Source organism: Pseudomonas luteola NBRC 103146 (genome assembly GCF_002091675.1).
Classification (GTDB): domain Bacteria; phylum Pseudomonadota; class Gammaproteobacteria; order Pseudomonadales; family Pseudomonadaceae; genus Chryseomonas; species Chryseomonas luteola.
In genome coordinates this window covers 1-15,269 of record NZ_BDAE01000048.1, presented here as the reverse complement: position 1 = coordinate 15,269, position 15,269 = coordinate 1, and the positions used below count along the sequence as shown (strand labels likewise).

Genomic DNA, 15,269 nt, shown 5'->3' with positions numbered 1-15,269 from the left:
GTTCTTGATCTTGGGTTGTTAGGCCGGCATAATAGCCGGCCTGATTTAAGTTACAGGCCAGTAGCTCAATTGGCAGAGCGGCGGTCTCCAAAACCGCAGGTTGGGGGTTCGATTCCCTCCTGGCCTGCCAGATTTAATCTGGCATTTCCTGACAGGATTTCAATTGATGAGCGTCAAGGCGGAAGCCAAAGAGTCACGCTTCGATGCGATGAAGTGGCTTGTGGTCGTCTTGCTGGTAGCAGTAGGTGTTGTTGCTAACCACTACTACTCAGCCCAGCCGATCCTGTATCGCGTTATCGGTTTGCTGGTTCTGGGTGCTGTAGCTGCTTTCGTTGCATTACAGACTGTCAAAGGGCAAGCGTTTTTCACGCTGCTCAAAGAGGCGCGCACCGAGATTCGTAAGGTTGTCTGGCCTAGTAGGCAAGAGACAACTCAGACCACATTGATTGTGGTTGCAGTAGTGCTGGTCATGGCGCTGCTGCTATGGGGATTAGATTCCCTGCTCGGATGGCTTGTTTCCATGATCGTAGGTTAAGGGTTCGCCGTGGCTAAGCGTTGGTACGTAGTGCATGCATACTCGGGTTACGAGAAGCATGTCATGCGCTCTTTGATTGAGCGCGTCAAGCTTGCCGGAATGGAAGATGAGTTCGGCGATATTCTGGTTCCCACTGAAGAAGTAGTGGAAATGCGTAATGGCCAGAAGCGCAAAAGCGAACGTAAATTCTTTCCAGGTTATGTGCTCGTTCAGATGGAAATGAACGAAGGTACTTGGCACCTCGTTAAAGATACCCCGCGGGTTATGGGTTTTATTGGTGGGACGGCTGATAAGCCAGCACCGATTACTGATCGTGAGGCAGAGGCGATTCTTCGTCGTGTTTCCGATAGTAGTGATAAGCCCAAGCCGAAAACACTGTTTGAGCCAGGTGAGACTGTTCGTGTTATCGATGGTCCGTTTGCTGACTTCAATGGTGTTGTCGAAGAAGTGAATTACGAAAAAAGCCGGATTCAAGTGGCTGTCCTGATTTTTGGACGTTCTACGCCGGTTGAGCTGGAATTCAGTCAGGTCGAAAAAGTCGTCTAACTGATGCCTGGTCCCATACCCCGCAGTTTAGGCTGCGGGGTTTTGTCGTCAGTGGGATAAGGTGAATCAAACCGGGGAGCCTTAAGGCGTTAGACCCGTCATTGGAGTAGCAAATGGCTAAGAAAATCCAAGCTTATATCAAGCTGCAAGTTAAAGCGGCCCAAGCTAACCCAAGCCCGCCAGTAGGTCCGGCGCTGGGTCAGCATGGCGTGAACATCATGGAATTCTGTAAGGCATTCAACGCCCGTACCCAAGGTATGGAACCAGGTCTGCCTACTCCGGTAATTATTACCGTTTACAGTGACCGTAGCTTCACGTTTGAGACCAAGAGTACTCCTGCTTCCGTTCTTCTGAAGAAGGCTGCGGGCATTCAGAGCGGTTCTAGCCGTCCTAACTCTCAGAAAGTAGGCACCGTAACGCGTGCTCAGCTTGAAGAGATTGCTAAGACCAAGAATGCTGATCTGACTGCTGCTGATATGGATGCAGCTGTACGTACTATCGCTGGCTCTGCGCGTAGCATGGGCCTCAATGTGGAGGGCGTGTAATGGCCAAGCTCACTAAGCGTCAAAAGGCTATTGCTGCCAAGATTGAAGCAGGCAAGCAGTACAGCTTTGAAGAGGCTGCTGCGCTTCTGTCTCAGCTGTCCACTGTCAAGTTCAAAGAGTCGGTAGACGTTTCAGTTAATCTGGGCGTTGATCCTCGTAAATCTGACCAGGTTGTTCGTGGTGCTACCGTTCTGCCAAACGGTACTGGCAAGAGCGTCCGTGTAGCCGTGTTTACTCAGGGCCCCAATGCTGAAGCAGCGCTGGCTGCTGGTGCAGAAAAAGTGGGTATGGACGACTTGGCTGCCGAGATGAAAGCTGGCGATCTGAGCTATGACGTCGTGATTGCTTCTCCAGATGCAATGCGCGTAGTAGGTCAGTTGGGTCAGATCCTTGGTCCTCGTGGTCTGATGCCTAACCCCAAAGTTGGCACTGTGACTCCGGACGTTGCTACTGCAGTCAAGAACGCAAAGGCCGGTCAGGTTCGTTTCCGTACCGACAAGAACGGCATCATCCATGCCTCCGTTGGCAAGGTTGATTTCGAACCCGTTAAGCTCAAGCAGAACGTTGAAGCGCTGCTGGCTGACCTGAAGAGACTCAAGCCGTCTACTTCCAAAGGTATTTATGTCAAGCGCGTGACTCTGAGCACCACTATGGGCCCAGGTCTGCAGATTGATCAGGCTTCCTTGGAAGCCTAAGTGATTCGAGCGAAGCACTGCTTCGCTCTCTTATTGGGGTCCCTGCCTGGCGGGGGCTGTCCAAGACCGTAGGTGACGAAAGTCTTAAATTAAGCCTACGCAGATGGTGCTCCCGATTCGGTTACCGAGTCAGACACCAAAACGACGTCCGGCTTAGGTTGGGCGATACGGTAACATCCAGGAGTAAAACCCGTGGCAATTAAACTCGAAGACAAGAAGGCTATCGTCGCTGAAGTCAACGAGGCTGCCCAAAGTGCCCTGTCTGCTGTCGTGGCTGATGCCCGTGGCGTGACAGTAGGTGCAATGACCGGACTCCGTAAAGAGGCCCGTGCGGCTGGTGTTTACGTGAAAGTTGTGCGTAACACACTGCTGCGTCGCGCTGTTGAAGGTACTTCGTTTGACGTACTGAACGACGCGTTCAAAGGCCCGACCCTGATTGCTTTTTCCACTGAACATCCGGGCGCTGCTGCTCGCATTTTCAAGGAATTCGCCAAGGGTCAGGACAAGTTCGAGATCAAGGCAGCCGCGTTTGAAGGCAAGCTGATCCCAGCTAACCAGATCGACGTACTGGCAACTCTGCCAACCTACGACGAAGCTGTGTCCCAGCTGATGAGCGTTATCCAGGGCGCAACCAGCAAGCTGGCTCGTACTCTGGCAGCTATTCGCGACCAGAAAGAATCTGCTGCAGCCTAAGGCTAAGCATCTACTTTCTCGCTTTTTTGTTTAATTCTAGTGGCTACGAAGCCCCTAAACGATACAGGAATTAGAGTCATGGCTCTGACCAACGAAGATATCATCAACGCCGTATCCGAAATGTCCGTCATGCAAGTGGTCGAACTGATCAAGGCGATGGAAGAGAAGTTCGGTGTAACTGCTGCTGCCGCTGTAGCTGCTGGCCCGGCTGCTGCCGCTCCTGCTGCTGAAGAGCAGACTGAATTCACTATCATGTTGACCGAGGCTGGCGACAAGAAAGTGAACGTCATTAAGGTCGTTCGTGAATTGACTGGTCTGGGCCTGAAAGAAGCCAAGGCAGTTGTTGACGGCGCTCCTGGCGTTGTTAAAGAGGGCGTTTCCAAAGAGGAAGCCGAGGCTGCCAAGAAGTCTCTGGAAGAAGCTGGCGCCAAGGTCGAGCTCAAGTAAGCTCAGACATTGCGTCTACAGCCTGAGCGTTAAAGTTCGGCTGATGGCTGGTGGCAATAGCCACCGGCCTTTTTCTGTTTCGATGCAGCCCGGTCGGGCTTGTGATCAAATAGAAATAAAGAAGGCCATCATAGGTGATGGCGCAAACGATAACGTTTGCAAGATTTTCCGGCTGCTCCCGTCGGAGAGGCCAAACAAGCAGGTGACCAAGCTGGGGAACGCTGATGGCTTACTCATACACTGAGAAAAAACGTATCCGCAAGGACTTTAGCAAGTTGCCGCACGTTATGGACGTGCCGTATCTATTGGCTATCCAGCTGGATTCGTATCGCGAATTCCTGCAGGCGGGCGCAGGCAAAGATCAGCTCCGCGATATCGGTCTGCACGCGGCCTTCAAGTCCGTTTTCCCGATTATCAGTTATTCCGGCAATGCTGCCTTGGAATATGTCGGTTATCGCCTTGGCGAGCCGGCGTTCGATGTTAAAGAGTGTGTTCTGCGCGGCGTGACATTTGCTGTTCCGCTGCGAGTAAAAGTGCGCCTGATTATTTTTGATCGTGAGTCGTCCAACAAGGCGATCAAAGACATCAAGGAGCAAGAAGTTTACATGGGGGAAATTCCCCTGATGACAGAAAACGGCACCTTCATTATCAATGGTACCGAGCGTGTCATCGTTTCCCAGTTGCACCGTTCTCCTGGTGTCTTCTTCGATCACGACCGTGGTAAGACCCACAGCTCCGGTAAGCTGCTGTATTCCGCTCGTATTATTCCTTACCGTGGTTCTTGGTTAGACTTCGAGTTTGACCCCAAGGACAGCGTATTCGTTCGTATCGACCGTCGCCGCAAGCTACCTGCGACCGTTCTGCTGCGCGCGCTTGGTTACGGTACTGAAGAAGTGCTGGATATGTTCTACGACACCAACGTATTCCACATCAAGGGTGAAACCTTGAATCTGGAATTGGTGCCGCAGCGTCTGCGTGGCGAAATTGCCAGCTTTGATATTAAGGACAATGCAGGCAAGGTGATTGTAGAGCAGGGACGTCGTGTTACTGCGCGCCATATCAATCAGCTTGAAAAATCAGGTATTACCGAGCTGGAAGTGCCATTCGATTATGTTATTGGCCGTACTACTGCCAAGGCGATCGTGCATCCTGCTACTGGTGAAATTATTGCCGAGTGCAATACCGAGTTAACCCTCGATATGCTGGCAAAAATTGCAAAGGCAAATGTCGTCCGCATCGAAACGTTGTACACCAACGACATTGACTGTGGTCCGTTTGTTTCCGATACGCTGAAGATCGATTCCACAACCAATCAACTCGAAGCATTGGTTGAAATCTATCGTATGATGCGTCCAGGCGAGCCTCCAACCAAGGAAGCTGCCGAGACACTATTTAACAACCTGTTCTTCAGCGCCGAGCGTTACGATCTATCTGCCGTTGGCCGTATGAAGTTCAACCGTCGTATCGGCCGTGACGAAATCGAAGGCCAGGGTGTACTGAGCCGCGAAGACATCGTTGACGTGCTCAGAACGCTGGTAGATATTCGAAACGGTAAAGGTATCGTCGATGATATCGATCACTTAGGTAACCGCCGTGTACGTTGCGTAGGTGAGATGGCTGAGAATCAGTTCCGTGTTGGCCTAGTGCGTGTTGAGCGCGCGGTCAAGGAACGTCTATCGATGGCCGAAAGTGAAGGACTGATGCCGCAAGACCTGATCAATGCAAAGCCGGTGGCTGCTGCGATCAAGGAGTTTTTCGGATCGAGCCAGTTGTCTCAGTTCATGGACCAGAACAACCCGCTTTCTGAGATCACGCACAAGCGTCGTGTCTCAGCACTCGGCCCGGGTGGTTTAACACGGGAGCGTGCGGGCTTTGAGGTTCGTGACGTTCACCCGACTCATTATGGTCGCGTATGTCCGATTGAGACACCAGAAGGCCCGAACATTGGTCTGATCAACTCGCTGGCAACCTATGCACGCACGAACCAGTATGGTTTCCTGGAAAGTCCTTATCGCGTAGTCAAGGATGCCGTGGCCTCTGATGATATTGTGTTCCTGTCAGCGATCGAAGAAGCCAACCATGTAATCGCTCAGGCCTCTGCGGCTCTGGACGAAAATAACCGACTGGTCGATGAGCTTGTAGCGGTACGCCATCAGAACGAATTCACGGTTAAGAGCCCGGAAGACGTAACTCTGATGGATGTGTCACCCAAGCAGGTGGTTTCCGTTGCTGCTTCGCTGATTCCTTTCCTCGAGCACGATGATGCGAACCGTGCCCTTATGGGTTCGAACATGCAGCGTCAGGCTGTTCCGACTCTGCGTTCGGACAAGCCGCTAGTCGGAACGGGTATGGAGCGTAACGTAGCACGCGACTCTGGTGTTTGTGTTGTGGCACGTCGAGGCGGTGTAATCGACTCCGTTGACGCAAGCCGTATCGTGGTGCGCGTTGCTAATGCCGAAGTTGAAACGGGCGAGGCGGGTGTAGATATCTACAACCTGACCAAATATACCCGCTCCAACCAGAACACCTGCATTAACCAGCGTCCGCTGGTAAATAAGGGTGACGTCATTGCGCGTGGCGACATCCTGGCTGATGGCCCGTCTACCGATATGGGTGAGCTGGCACTAGGTCAGAATATGCGTGTTGCGTTTATGACCTGGAACGGCTTCAACTTCGAAGACTCGATCCTGTTGTCTGAGCGCGTTGTGCAGGAAGACCGCTTTACTACGATCCACATTCAGGAGCTGACCTGTGTGGCTCGTGATACAAAGCTCGGCCCAGAAGAAATCACTTCTGATATCCCGAACGTAGGTGAGGCAGCGCTTAACAAGCTCGATGAAGCCGGTATTGTTTACGTTGGTGCCGAGGTGCAGGCAGGTGACATTCTGGTCGGTAAGGTAACGCCGAAAGGTGAAACCCAGCTGACTCCAGAAGAAAAGTTGCTACGTGCCATCTTTGGTGAAAAGGCGTCCGATGTTAAGGATACTTCCCTGCGCGTACCAACGGGTACCAAGGGTACGGTCATTGATGTACAGGTCTTTACCCGTGACGGGGTAGAGCGTGACTCTCGTGCATTGGCAATCGAGAAGTCCCAGCTCGACGAGATTCGCAAGGACCTCAATGAGGAGTTCCGTATCGTTGAAGGTGCCACCTTCGAGCGTCTGCGTCAGGCGCTTGTAGGTCAGGTTGCGGATGGCGGACCGAATGTCAAAAAGGGTTCTGTCATTACTGACGAATACCTGGATGGTCTGGAGCGTGGCCAGTGGTTCAAGCTGCGTATGGCAGAAGATGCGCAAAACGAGCAGTTGGAAAAGGCTCAAGCCTATCTATCTGATCGCCGTCAGCTCTTGGACGACAAGTTCGAGGACAAGAAGCGCAAGCTGCAGCAAGGCGATGACCTGGCACCTGGCGTCCTGAAGATCGTGAAGGTTTACCTGGCAATCCGTCGCCGTATCCAGCCTGGTGACAAGATGGCAGGTCGTCACGGTAACAAAGGTGTGGTATCGGTCATCATGCCGGTTGAGGACATGCCTTACGATGAGACGGGTACTCCGGTTGACATCGTATTGAACCCGCTGGGTGTTCCGTCACGGATGAACGTTGGTCAGATTCTTGAAACGCACCTAGGCCTTGCTGCCAAGGGGTTGGGCGAGAAGATCAATCGCATGCTTGAAGAGCAACGCAAAGTAGCTGAGCTGCGTAGTTTCCTGCATGAGCTCTATAACGAGATCGGTGGCCGCCAGGAAAACCTGGATGAACTGAGCGACGAAGAAGTGTTGCGTTTGGCTAAAAACCTGCGTGGTGGCGTGCCGATGGCTACGCCGGTCTTCGATGGTGCTAAGGAACGTGAAATCAAGGCTATGCTGAAGCTGGCTGATCTGCCCGAAAGTGGTCAGATGCGCCTGTTTGACGGCCGTACCGGTAATCAGTTCGAGCGTCCGGTTACTGTCGGCTACATGTATATGCTGAAGCTCAACCACCTGGTCGATGACAAGATGCATGCCCGTTCCACAGGATCGTATAGCCTGGTTACTCAGCAGCCGCTGGGTGGTAAGGCGCAGTTCGGTGGACAGCGTTTCGGAGAGATGGAGGTCTGGGCGCTGGAAGCTTATGGTGCCGCCTACACCCTTCAGGAAATGCTGACGGTCAAGTCGGACGATGTGAATGGCCGGACCAAGATGTACAAGAACATCGTGGACGGAGATCATCGTATGGAGGCCGGTATGCCGGAGTCCTTCAACGTACTGATCAAGGAAATTCGCTCGCTCGGTATCGATATCGAATTGGAAACCGAATAACACGCGACGCCAAGAAGGCATGGCCGTCAAGGCGGTCATGCCTGGTCCGTGAGGAGGAAAGGCCTTGAAAGACTTGCTGAATCTGTTGAAAAACCAGGGTCAACTCGAAGAGTTCGATGCCATTCGTATCGGTCTGGCCTCGCCCGAGATGATCCGTTCCTGGTCCTTTGGCGAAGTGAAGAAGCCCGAGACCATCAATTACCGTACGTTCAAGCCTGAGCGTGATGGTCTTTTCTGTGCCAAGATCTTTGGTCCAGTAAAGGACTACGAGTGCCTGTGCGGAAAGTACAAGCGCCTTAAGCACCGTGGCGTTATTTGTGAAAAGTGTGGTGTAGAAGTTGCGCTGGCTAAAGTGCGTCGTGAGCGCATGGGTCATATTGAGTTGGCGTCCCCAGTTGCACACATTTGGTTTCTAAAGTCACTGCCGTCCCGTATCGGCCTGCTGCTGGACATGACTCTGCGGGATATCGAGCGAGTGCTCTATTTCGAGAGCTACGTTGTCATCGATCCGGGCATGACCACGCTTGAAAAATATCAGCTGCTCAATGACGAGCAGTACTTTGAAGCTCTTGAAGAGTTCGGTGACGATTTTGATGCCCGCATGGGCGCTGAAGCGGTTTTCGAATTGCTGGGCGGTATTGATCTGGAGCACGAAATTGGCCGCCTGCGCGAAGAAATTCCGCAAACCAATTCTGAAACCAAGATCAAGAAGCTATCCAAGCGCTTGAAGCTGATGGAGGCCTTCCAGGGCTCCGGCAATAAGCCTGAATGGATGGTCATGACGGTGCTGCCCGTTCTGCCTCCAGATCTGCGTCCGCTAGTTCCGCTAGATGGCGGTCGTTTTGCAACGTCTGATCTAAACGATCTTTATCGTCGCGTTATCAACCGTAATAACCGACTGAAGCGCCTGCTTGATCTGTCTGCGCCCGATATTATCGTGCGTAACGAAAAGCGGATGCTGCAGGAGGCGGTTGACGCACTGCTGGATAATGGCCGTCGCGGTCGCGCAATCACGGGCTCTAACAAGCGTCCGCTGAAATCGCTGGCTGATATGATCAAGGGTAAGCAGGGCCGCTTCCGTCAAAACCTGCTGGGTAAGCGCGTGGATTATTCAGGCCGTTCGGTTATTACCGTAGGTCCGACCTTGCGTCTGCATCAGTGCGGTCTGCCCAAGAAAATGGCGTTGGAGCTATTCAAGCCATTTATCTTTGGCAAGCTGGAAGCTCGCGGTATGGCGACTACCATCAAGGCCGCCAAGAAAATGGTTGAGCGTGAGCTGCCTGAGGTCTGGGACGTTCTCGCCGAGGTCATTCGCGAACACCCTGTATTGCTGAACCGTGCTCCGACGTTGCACCGTTTGGGTATTCAGGCGTTCGAGCCTGTGCTCATTGAAGGCAAGGCGATTCAGTTGCACCCATTGGTGTGTGCGGCTTATAACGCTGACTTCGATGGTGACCAGATGGCTGTCCACGTGCCGCTGACACTGGAAGCTCAGCTGGAAGCTCGCGCATTGATGATGTCGACCAACAACATCCTGTCGCCTGCTAATGGTGAGCCGATTATCGTACCGTCGCAGGACGTGGTGCTGGGCCTCTATTACATGACGCGCGAGGCGGTGAACGCCAAGGGTGAAGGTCGTGTATTTGCTGACCTGCAGGAAGTCGATCGCGTATTCCGCGCTGGCGAAGCTGCGCTGCATGCCAAGATCAAGGTTCGTATCAATGAAAAGGTGAAGCAGAAGGACGGCTCTGTCGTTAGCAACACCCGTATCGTTGATACGACAGTAGGTCGTGCCTTGCTGTTCCAGGTGGTTCCTGCCGGTTTGCCGTTCGATGTCGTAAACCAGTCCATGAAGAAAAAGGCGATCTCCAAACTGATCAACCATTGCTATCGCGTGGTAGGTCTAAAGGATACCGTCATTTTTGCAGACCAACTCATGTACACCGGTTTCGCCTATTCGACCTTGTCGGGCGTTTCCATTGGCGTGAACGACTTCGTTATTCCTGACGAAAAGGCTCGTATCATTGATGCCGCTACGTCTGAAGTAAAAGAGATCGAAAGCCAGTATGCCTCTGGTCTGGTTACTCAGGGTGAGAAGTACAACAAGGTGATCGACCTTTGGTCGAAGGCTAACGACGAAGTATCCAAGGCGATGATGACCAATCTCTCGAAGGAGAAGGTGATCGATCGTGAGGGTAAGGAAGTTGATCAGGAGTCATTTAACTCCATGTATATGATGGCTGACTCAGGTGCACGGGGCTCCGCTGCACAGATTCGTCAGTTAGCCGGTATGCGTGGTTTGATGGCTAAGCCTGATGGCTCCATCATCGAGACGCCTATTACTGCGAACTTCCGTGAAGGTCTGAACGTACTCCAGTACTTCATTTCCACGCACGGTGCACGTAAAGGCTTGGCGGATACTGCCTTGAAAACTGCGAACTCAGGTTACCTGACTCGCCGTCTGGTTGACGTTGCGCAAGACTTGGTTGTAACCGAAGTCGACTGTGGTACCGAGCATGGTCTGGTTATGACGCCGCACATCGAAGGTGGCGACGTGGTCGAGCCGTTGGGCGAGCGCGTCCTTGGTCGGACCATTGCACGTGATGTCTTCAAGCCCGGTGCGGATGACGAGGTCATTGTTCCTGCAGGCACTCTGGTAGATGAGCGTTGGGTTGAGTTCCTCGAGCTGAATAGCGTAGACGAGGTAGTGGTTCGCTCTCCAATTACCTGTGAAACACGTCATGGTATCTGTGCCAAGTGCTACGGCCGTGATCTGGCTCGCGGACATCAGGTTAATATCGGTGAGGCGGTTGGCGTTATTGCTGCTCAGTCGATCGGTGAGCCTGGTACACAGCTGACCATGCGTACGTTCCACATTGGTGGCGCGGCCAGCCGTACATCCGCAGCGGACAATGTTCAGGTGAAGAACGGCGGTACCATCCGTCTACATAACCTGAAACACGTTGAGCGCGCTGACGGTGCGTTGGTTGCTGTATCCCGTTCCGGTGAGCTGGCTATCGCGGATGACTTTGGTCGTGAACGTGAGCGCTATCGTCTGCCGTACGGTGCAGTAATCTCTGTCAAGGAAGGTGACAAGGTTGAGCCGGGTGCTGTGGTGGCCAAGTGGGATCCGCATACCCACCCGATCGTAACCGAGATGGACGGTACCGTAGCCTTTGTTGGCATGGAAGAAGGTATCACGATCAAGCGTCAGACCGATGAGTTGACAGGTTTGACCAATATCGAAGTATTGGATATCAAAGACCGTCCAAGCTCCGGTAAAGACATTCGTCCGGCTGTGAAGTTGATTGATGCAAATGGTCGCGACTTACTGTTGCCAGGTACTGACGTACCAGCCCAGTACTTCCTGCCGCCTAATGCACTGGTTAACCTGAACGATGGTGCCAAGGTTCATGTGGGTGACGTCATTGCACGTATCCCGCAGGAAACATCGAAGACCCGAGATATTACGGGTGGTCTGCCGCGTGTGGCTGACCTGTTCGAAGCGCGTCGTCCAAAAGAGCCGGCTATTCTTGCGGAAATCAGCGGTACGATTTCTTTTGGTAAGGAAACAAAAGGCAAGCGTCGTTTGGTAATTACGCCTACCGACGGTAGTGAACCGTACGAAGAGCTGATTCCTAAGTGGCGTCACCTTAACGTCTTTGAGGGCGAGCAGGTGAGTCGCGGTGAGGTTATCTCCGATGGCCCAAGCAATCCGCATGACATCCTTCGGTTGTTAGGCGTAAGTGCGCTGGCAAAATACATCGTGAATGAGATTCAGGATGTATATCGTCTGCAAGGCGTGAAGATCAACGACAAGCACATTGAGACCATCCTGCGCCAGATGCTGCGCAAGGTGGAGGTGAGTGAAGTTGGTGATTCAAGCTTCATCAAGGGTGATCAGATGGAGTTGACTCAGGTGCTGGAAGAAAATGAGCGCCTGGTTGCAGAAGATAAGTTCATTTCCAAGTACGAGCGTGTGCTGCTGGGTATCACGAAGGCATCCTTGTCAACGGAATCCTTTATTTCGGCAGCTTCCTTCCAGGAGACAACGCGCGTTCTTACTGAGGCGGCGGTAACAGGTAAGCGTGACTTCCTGCGTGGCCTGAAGGAGAACGTGGTTGTGGGTCGTCTGATCCCGGCGGGTACTGGTCTGGCTTATCACAGCGAGCGCAAGCGTCAGCGGGAAATTGGCAAGCCTCAGCGTGTGAGTGCGAGCGAGGCGGAAGCTGCGCTGACCGAAGCGTTGAACTCAAGTGGTAGCTAAGCAGTAAATCAAACGAAGCCTTGGCCGAGTGGTCAGGGCTTCGTATTGACGGTACGGGAGAACCTCTTTAGACTTTCGTACCCCGAAAATTGGCAGGGCCCATGGTCCTGCCATTTCGTTTGTGTCGTAAGACAATCAGTGGAGCTATAGATGGCAACTATCAACCAGCTGGTGCGTAAGCCGCGCAAGCGTCTCGTCGAAAAGAGCGACGTGCCTGCGCTGCAAAACTGCCCGCAACGTCGTGGTGTTTGCACCCGCGTATATACAACTACCCCTAAGAAGCCTAACTCGGCACTGCGTAAAGTATGTCGTGTACGTTTGACAAACGGCTTCGAAGTGACTTCCTACATTGGTGGTGAAGGTCACAACTTGCAAGAGCACAGCGTGGTGCTGATCCGTGGCGGTCGTGTAAAGGACCTTCCGGGTGTGCGCTACCACACTGTACGCGGCTCTCTGGACACTTCTGGTGTTAAAGACCGTAAGCAGGGTCGTTCTAAGTACGGCGCGAAGCGTCCGAAGTAATCTATTCTTTTTGTTCGAGTCGATAAGAGTAAGGTCAGGCGTAACCTGCTTGTTGCAGTCCTGAGCTAACCTGAAGACCGTTTTGAGGGCTTATCAATGCCAAGACGTCGTGTAGCGGCCAAGCGCGAAATACTTGACGATCCAAAATATGGAAGCCAGATCCTGGCCAAGTTCATGAACCACGTGATGGAAAGCGGCAAGAAAGCCGTTGCTGAGCGTATCGTTTATGGTGCTCTGGACAAGGTCAAAGAGCGTTCCAAGAATGCCGACCCCCTGGAAGTTTTCGAAAAAGCGCTCGACGCCATCGCTCCGCTGGTCGAAGTGAAGTCCCGCCGTGTAGGCGGTGCTACCTACCAGGTGCCGGTCGAAGTTCGTCCGTCCCGTCGTAACGCTCTGGCCATGCGCTGGCTTGTGGACTCTGCGCGTAAGCGTGGTGAGAAGTCCATGGCTCTGCGCCTGGCGGGAGAGCTCATGGATGCATTCGAAGGCAAGGGCGCCGCAGTCAAGAAGCGCGAAGACGTGCATCGCATGGCAGAGGCCAACAAGGCCTTCTCGCACTACCGCTTCTAATCAAGCGAGGACCTTATCGTGGCTCGTACTACCTCAATTAATCGCTACCGTAATATCGGTATCTGCGCCCACGTGGACGCAGGTAAAACGACTACCACGGAGCGTATTCTGTTCTACACCGGCGTGAACCATAAGATGGGTGAGGTTCATGACGGCGCAGCTACCATGGACTGGATGGTTCAGGAGCAGGAGCGTGGTATTACCATTACTTCTGCTGCTACCACAGCGTTCTGGTCCGGCTCCACTAAGCAGTATGACAAGTACCGCGTAAACATTATTGATACCCCTGGTCACGTTGACTTCACTATTGAAGTTGAGCGTTCCTTGCGTGTGCTGGACGGTGCTGTTGTTGTTTTCTGCGGTACTTCGGGTGTTGAGCCTCAGTCTGAAACTGTATGGCGTCAGGCTAACAAGTACGGTGTTCCGCGCATTGTCTACGTCAACAAGATGGACCGTGCTGGTGCCAACTTCCTGCGTGTTGTTGAGCAGATCAAAAAGCGTCTAGGTCATACACCTGTCCCGGTTCAGCTGGCTATCGGTGCTGAAGATAACTTTCAGGGTCAGATTGACCTTCTGAAAATGAAAGCGATCTTCTGGAACGATGATGACCAGGGCATGACCTATCGCGAGGAAGAAATTCCTGCAGAGCTTCAGGACTTGGCCGACGAGTGGCGCTCCAACATGGTTGAAGCAGCTGCTGAAGCTAACGAAGAGCTGATGAACAAATACCTGGAAGAAGGTGAGCTGTCGATCGAAGAGATCAAGGCTGGCCTGCGTCAGCGTACTATCGCATGCGAAATCGTTCCGGCTGTGTGTGGTTCCTCCTTCAAGAACAAGGGCGTTCCACTGGTTCTTGATGCCGTGATTGACTTCCTGCCAGCTCCGACAGAAATTCCTGCGATCAAAGGTGTCCATCCGGACAACGAGGAGCAGGAAGATGAGCGTCATGCTAATGACGAAGAGCCCTTCTCTGCTCTAGCGTTCAAGATTGCCACCGACCCGTTTGTAGGTACGCTGACTTTTGCGCGCGTTTATTCTGGTGTTCTGAATTCCGGTGATTCGGTTCTGAACTCTGTGAAGGGTAAGAAAGAGCGTGTGGGTCGTATGGTGCAGATGCATGCGAACACCCGTGAAGAGATCAAGGAAGTTCGTGCAGGTGACATTGCTGCTCTGATTGGTATGAAGGATGTTACTACGGGCGATACTCTTTGCTCGCTAGAGAAGCCGATTATCCTTGAGCGTATGGACTTCCCTGAGCCGGTAATTTCGGTTGCGGTTGAGCCGAAGACCAAGGCTGACCAAGAGAAAATGGGTATTGCATTGGGCAAGCTAGCCCAGGAAGACCCGTCTTTCCGAGTTAAGACCGACGAAGAATCTGGCCAAACCATTATTTCCGGTATGGGTGAGCTGCACCTGGATATTCTGGTTGACCGTATGAAGCGCGAGTTTGGGGTTGAGGCTAACATCGGCAAGCCTCAGGTAGCCTACCGTGAAACTATCCGGAACAAGTGCGAAATCGAAGGTAAGTTCGTTCGCCAGTCCGGTGGTCGTGGTCAGTTCGGTCACTGCTGGATTCGTTTCGCCCCGGCTGACGAAGGTCAGGAAGGTCTCGAATTTACCAGTGAGGTAGTAGGTGGTGTGATTCCGAAAGAATACATCCCTGCTATTCAGAAGGGCATCGAAGAGCAGATGAAAAACGGTATTGTTGCCGGTTATCCGCTGCTTGGCTTGAAAGCAACTGTATTCGACGGCTCTTATCACGACGTCGACTCCAACGAAATGGCGTTCAAAATCGCTGCTTCGATGGCGACCAAGCAGTTGACCCAGAAGGGTGGTGCTGTTCTGCTTGAGCCAATCATGAAGGTCGAGGTGGTAACGCCTGAAGACTACATGGGCGACGTAATGGGTGACCTGAACCGTCGTCGCGGCCTGATCCAGGGTATGGAAGATACTGTATCCGGTAAGGTGATTCGTGCTGAAGTTCCGCTGGGCGAGATGTTTGGCTACGCTACTGATGTGCGTTCCATGTCTCAAGGTCGTGCTAGCTACTCCATGGAGTTCGCCAAGTACGCTGAAGCGCCATCGAACATCGCCGAAGCTATTATCAAGAAACAAGCTTAATAAACGCTTTCTAGTAGGGGTTTATACTCG

The 15,269-nt window shown here is 52.8% G+C and carries 11 protein-coding genes and 1 tRNA gene; all 12 read left to right on the top strand.

Annotated elements, in window-relative coordinates; genetic code table 11:
• Window positions 1-54: 54 nt before the first annotated feature.
• The 12 genes from PLU01S_RS24285 to fusA all read left to right on the top strand — a co-directional run bounded on the left by PLU01S_RS24285 (window position 55) and on the right by fusA (window position 15,239).
• A tRNA-Trp gene (locus PLU01S_RS24285) sits at window positions 55-130 on the top strand.
• A 36-nt stretch (window positions 131-166) separates the two neighbouring features.
• Window positions 167-535 carry a preprotein translocase subunit SecE gene (gene secE / locus PLU01S_RS24280; RefSeq protein ID WP_019366107.1) on the top strand — a complete coding sequence of 123 codons (369 nt, stop codon included), beginning with the start codon at window positions 167-169 and terminating at the stop codon, window positions 533-535.
• Window positions 536-544: 9 nt separating this feature from the next.
• A complete protein-coding gene (gene nusG / locus PLU01S_RS24275) occupies window positions 545-1,081 on the top strand; it encodes a transcription termination/antitermination protein NusG (protein WP_074830397.1) in 537 nt (178 codons plus the stop codon).
• 113 nt (window positions 1,082-1,194) lie between these two features.
• The gene (gene rplK / locus PLU01S_RS24270) at window positions 1,195-1,626 is read left to right on the top strand and encodes a 50S ribosomal protein L11 (RefSeq protein ID WP_010796741.1); all 432 of its coding nucleotides are present in this window, start codon (window positions 1,195-1,197) and stop codon (window positions 1,624-1,626) included.
• A complete protein-coding gene (rplA, locus tag PLU01S_RS24265) occupies window positions 1,626-2,321 on the top strand; it encodes a 50S ribosomal protein L1 (RefSeq protein ID WP_010796742.1) in 696 nt (231 codons plus the stop codon). The genes rplK and rplA overlap by 1 nt, the downstream gene beginning before the upstream one ends.
• A 192-nt stretch (window positions 2,322-2,513) precedes the next feature.
• Window positions 2,514-3,014 carry a 50S ribosomal protein L10 gene (gene rplJ / locus PLU01S_RS24260; RefSeq protein WP_010796743.1) on the top strand — a complete coding sequence of 167 codons (501 nt, stop codon included), beginning with the start codon at window positions 2,514-2,516 and terminating at the stop codon, window positions 3,012-3,014.
• Window positions 3,015-3,092: 78 nt separating this feature from the next.
• A complete protein-coding gene (gene rplL / locus PLU01S_RS24255; RefSeq protein ID WP_010796744.1) occupies window positions 3,093-3,461 on the top strand; it encodes a 50S ribosomal protein L7/L12 in 369 nt (122 codons plus the stop codon).
• Between the two features lie 224 nt (window positions 3,462-3,685).
• On the top strand, window positions 3,686-7,759 hold the full coding sequence (gene rpoB, locus PLU01S_RS24250; protein WP_074830392.1) for a DNA-directed RNA polymerase subunit beta: 4,074 nt from the start codon (window positions 3,686-3,688) through the stop codon (window positions 7,757-7,759).
• Between the two features lie 64 nt (window positions 7,760-7,823).
• Window positions 7,824-12,026, top strand: coding sequence for a DNA-directed RNA polymerase subunit beta' (rpoC, locus tag PLU01S_RS24245; protein WP_010796746.1), 4,203 nt, complete (start codon window positions 7,824-7,826; stop codon window positions 12,024-12,026).
• 150 nt (window positions 12,027-12,176) lie between these two features.
• Entirely contained in the window at window positions 12,177-12,548 is a 372-nt protein-coding gene (gene rpsL, locus PLU01S_RS24240; protein ID WP_010796747.1) for a 30S ribosomal protein S12, read from the top strand.
• Window positions 12,549-12,644: 96 nt separating this feature from the next.
• Entirely contained in the window at window positions 12,645-13,118 is a 474-nt protein-coding gene (gene rpsG / locus PLU01S_RS24235) for a 30S ribosomal protein S7 (protein ID WP_010796748.1), read from the top strand.
• Window positions 13,119-13,136: 18 nt separating this feature from the next.
• Window positions 13,137-15,239: an elongation factor G gene (gene fusA, locus PLU01S_RS24230; RefSeq protein ID WP_010796749.1), complete on the top strand. Its 2,103-nt coding sequence runs from the start codon at window positions 13,137-13,139 to the stop codon at window positions 15,237-15,239.
• The last annotated feature ends 30 nt before the right edge of the window (window positions 15,240-15,269 follow it).

What these genes read in the sequence shown, in the direction of transcription:
- rpsL (WP_010796747.1), top strand. Translation starts at nt 12,177, where the DNA reads ATGGCAACTATCAACCAGCTGGTGCGTAAGCCGCGCAAGCGTCTCGTC.
- rpoB (WP_074830392.1), top strand. Translation starts at nt 3,686, where the DNA reads ATGGCTTACTCATACACTGAGAAAAAACGTATCCGCAAGGACTTTAGC.
- rplL (WP_010796744.1), top strand. Translation starts at nt 3,093, where the DNA reads ATGGCTCTGACCAACGAAGATATCATCAACGCCGTATCCGAAATGTCC.
- secE (WP_019366107.1), top strand. Translation starts at nt 167, where the DNA reads ATGAGCGTCAAGGCGGAAGCCAAAGAGTCACGCTTCGATGCGATGAAG.
- rplA (WP_010796742.1), top strand. Translation starts at nt 1,626, where the DNA reads ATGGCCAAGCTCACTAAGCGTCAAAAGGCTATTGCTGCCAAGATTGAA.
- rplK (WP_010796741.1), top strand. Translation starts at nt 1,195, where the DNA reads ATGGCTAAGAAAATCCAAGCTTATATCAAGCTGCAAGTTAAAGCGGCC.
- rpsG (WP_010796748.1), top strand. Translation starts at nt 12,645, where the DNA reads ATGCCAAGACGTCGTGTAGCGGCCAAGCGCGAAATACTTGACGATCCA.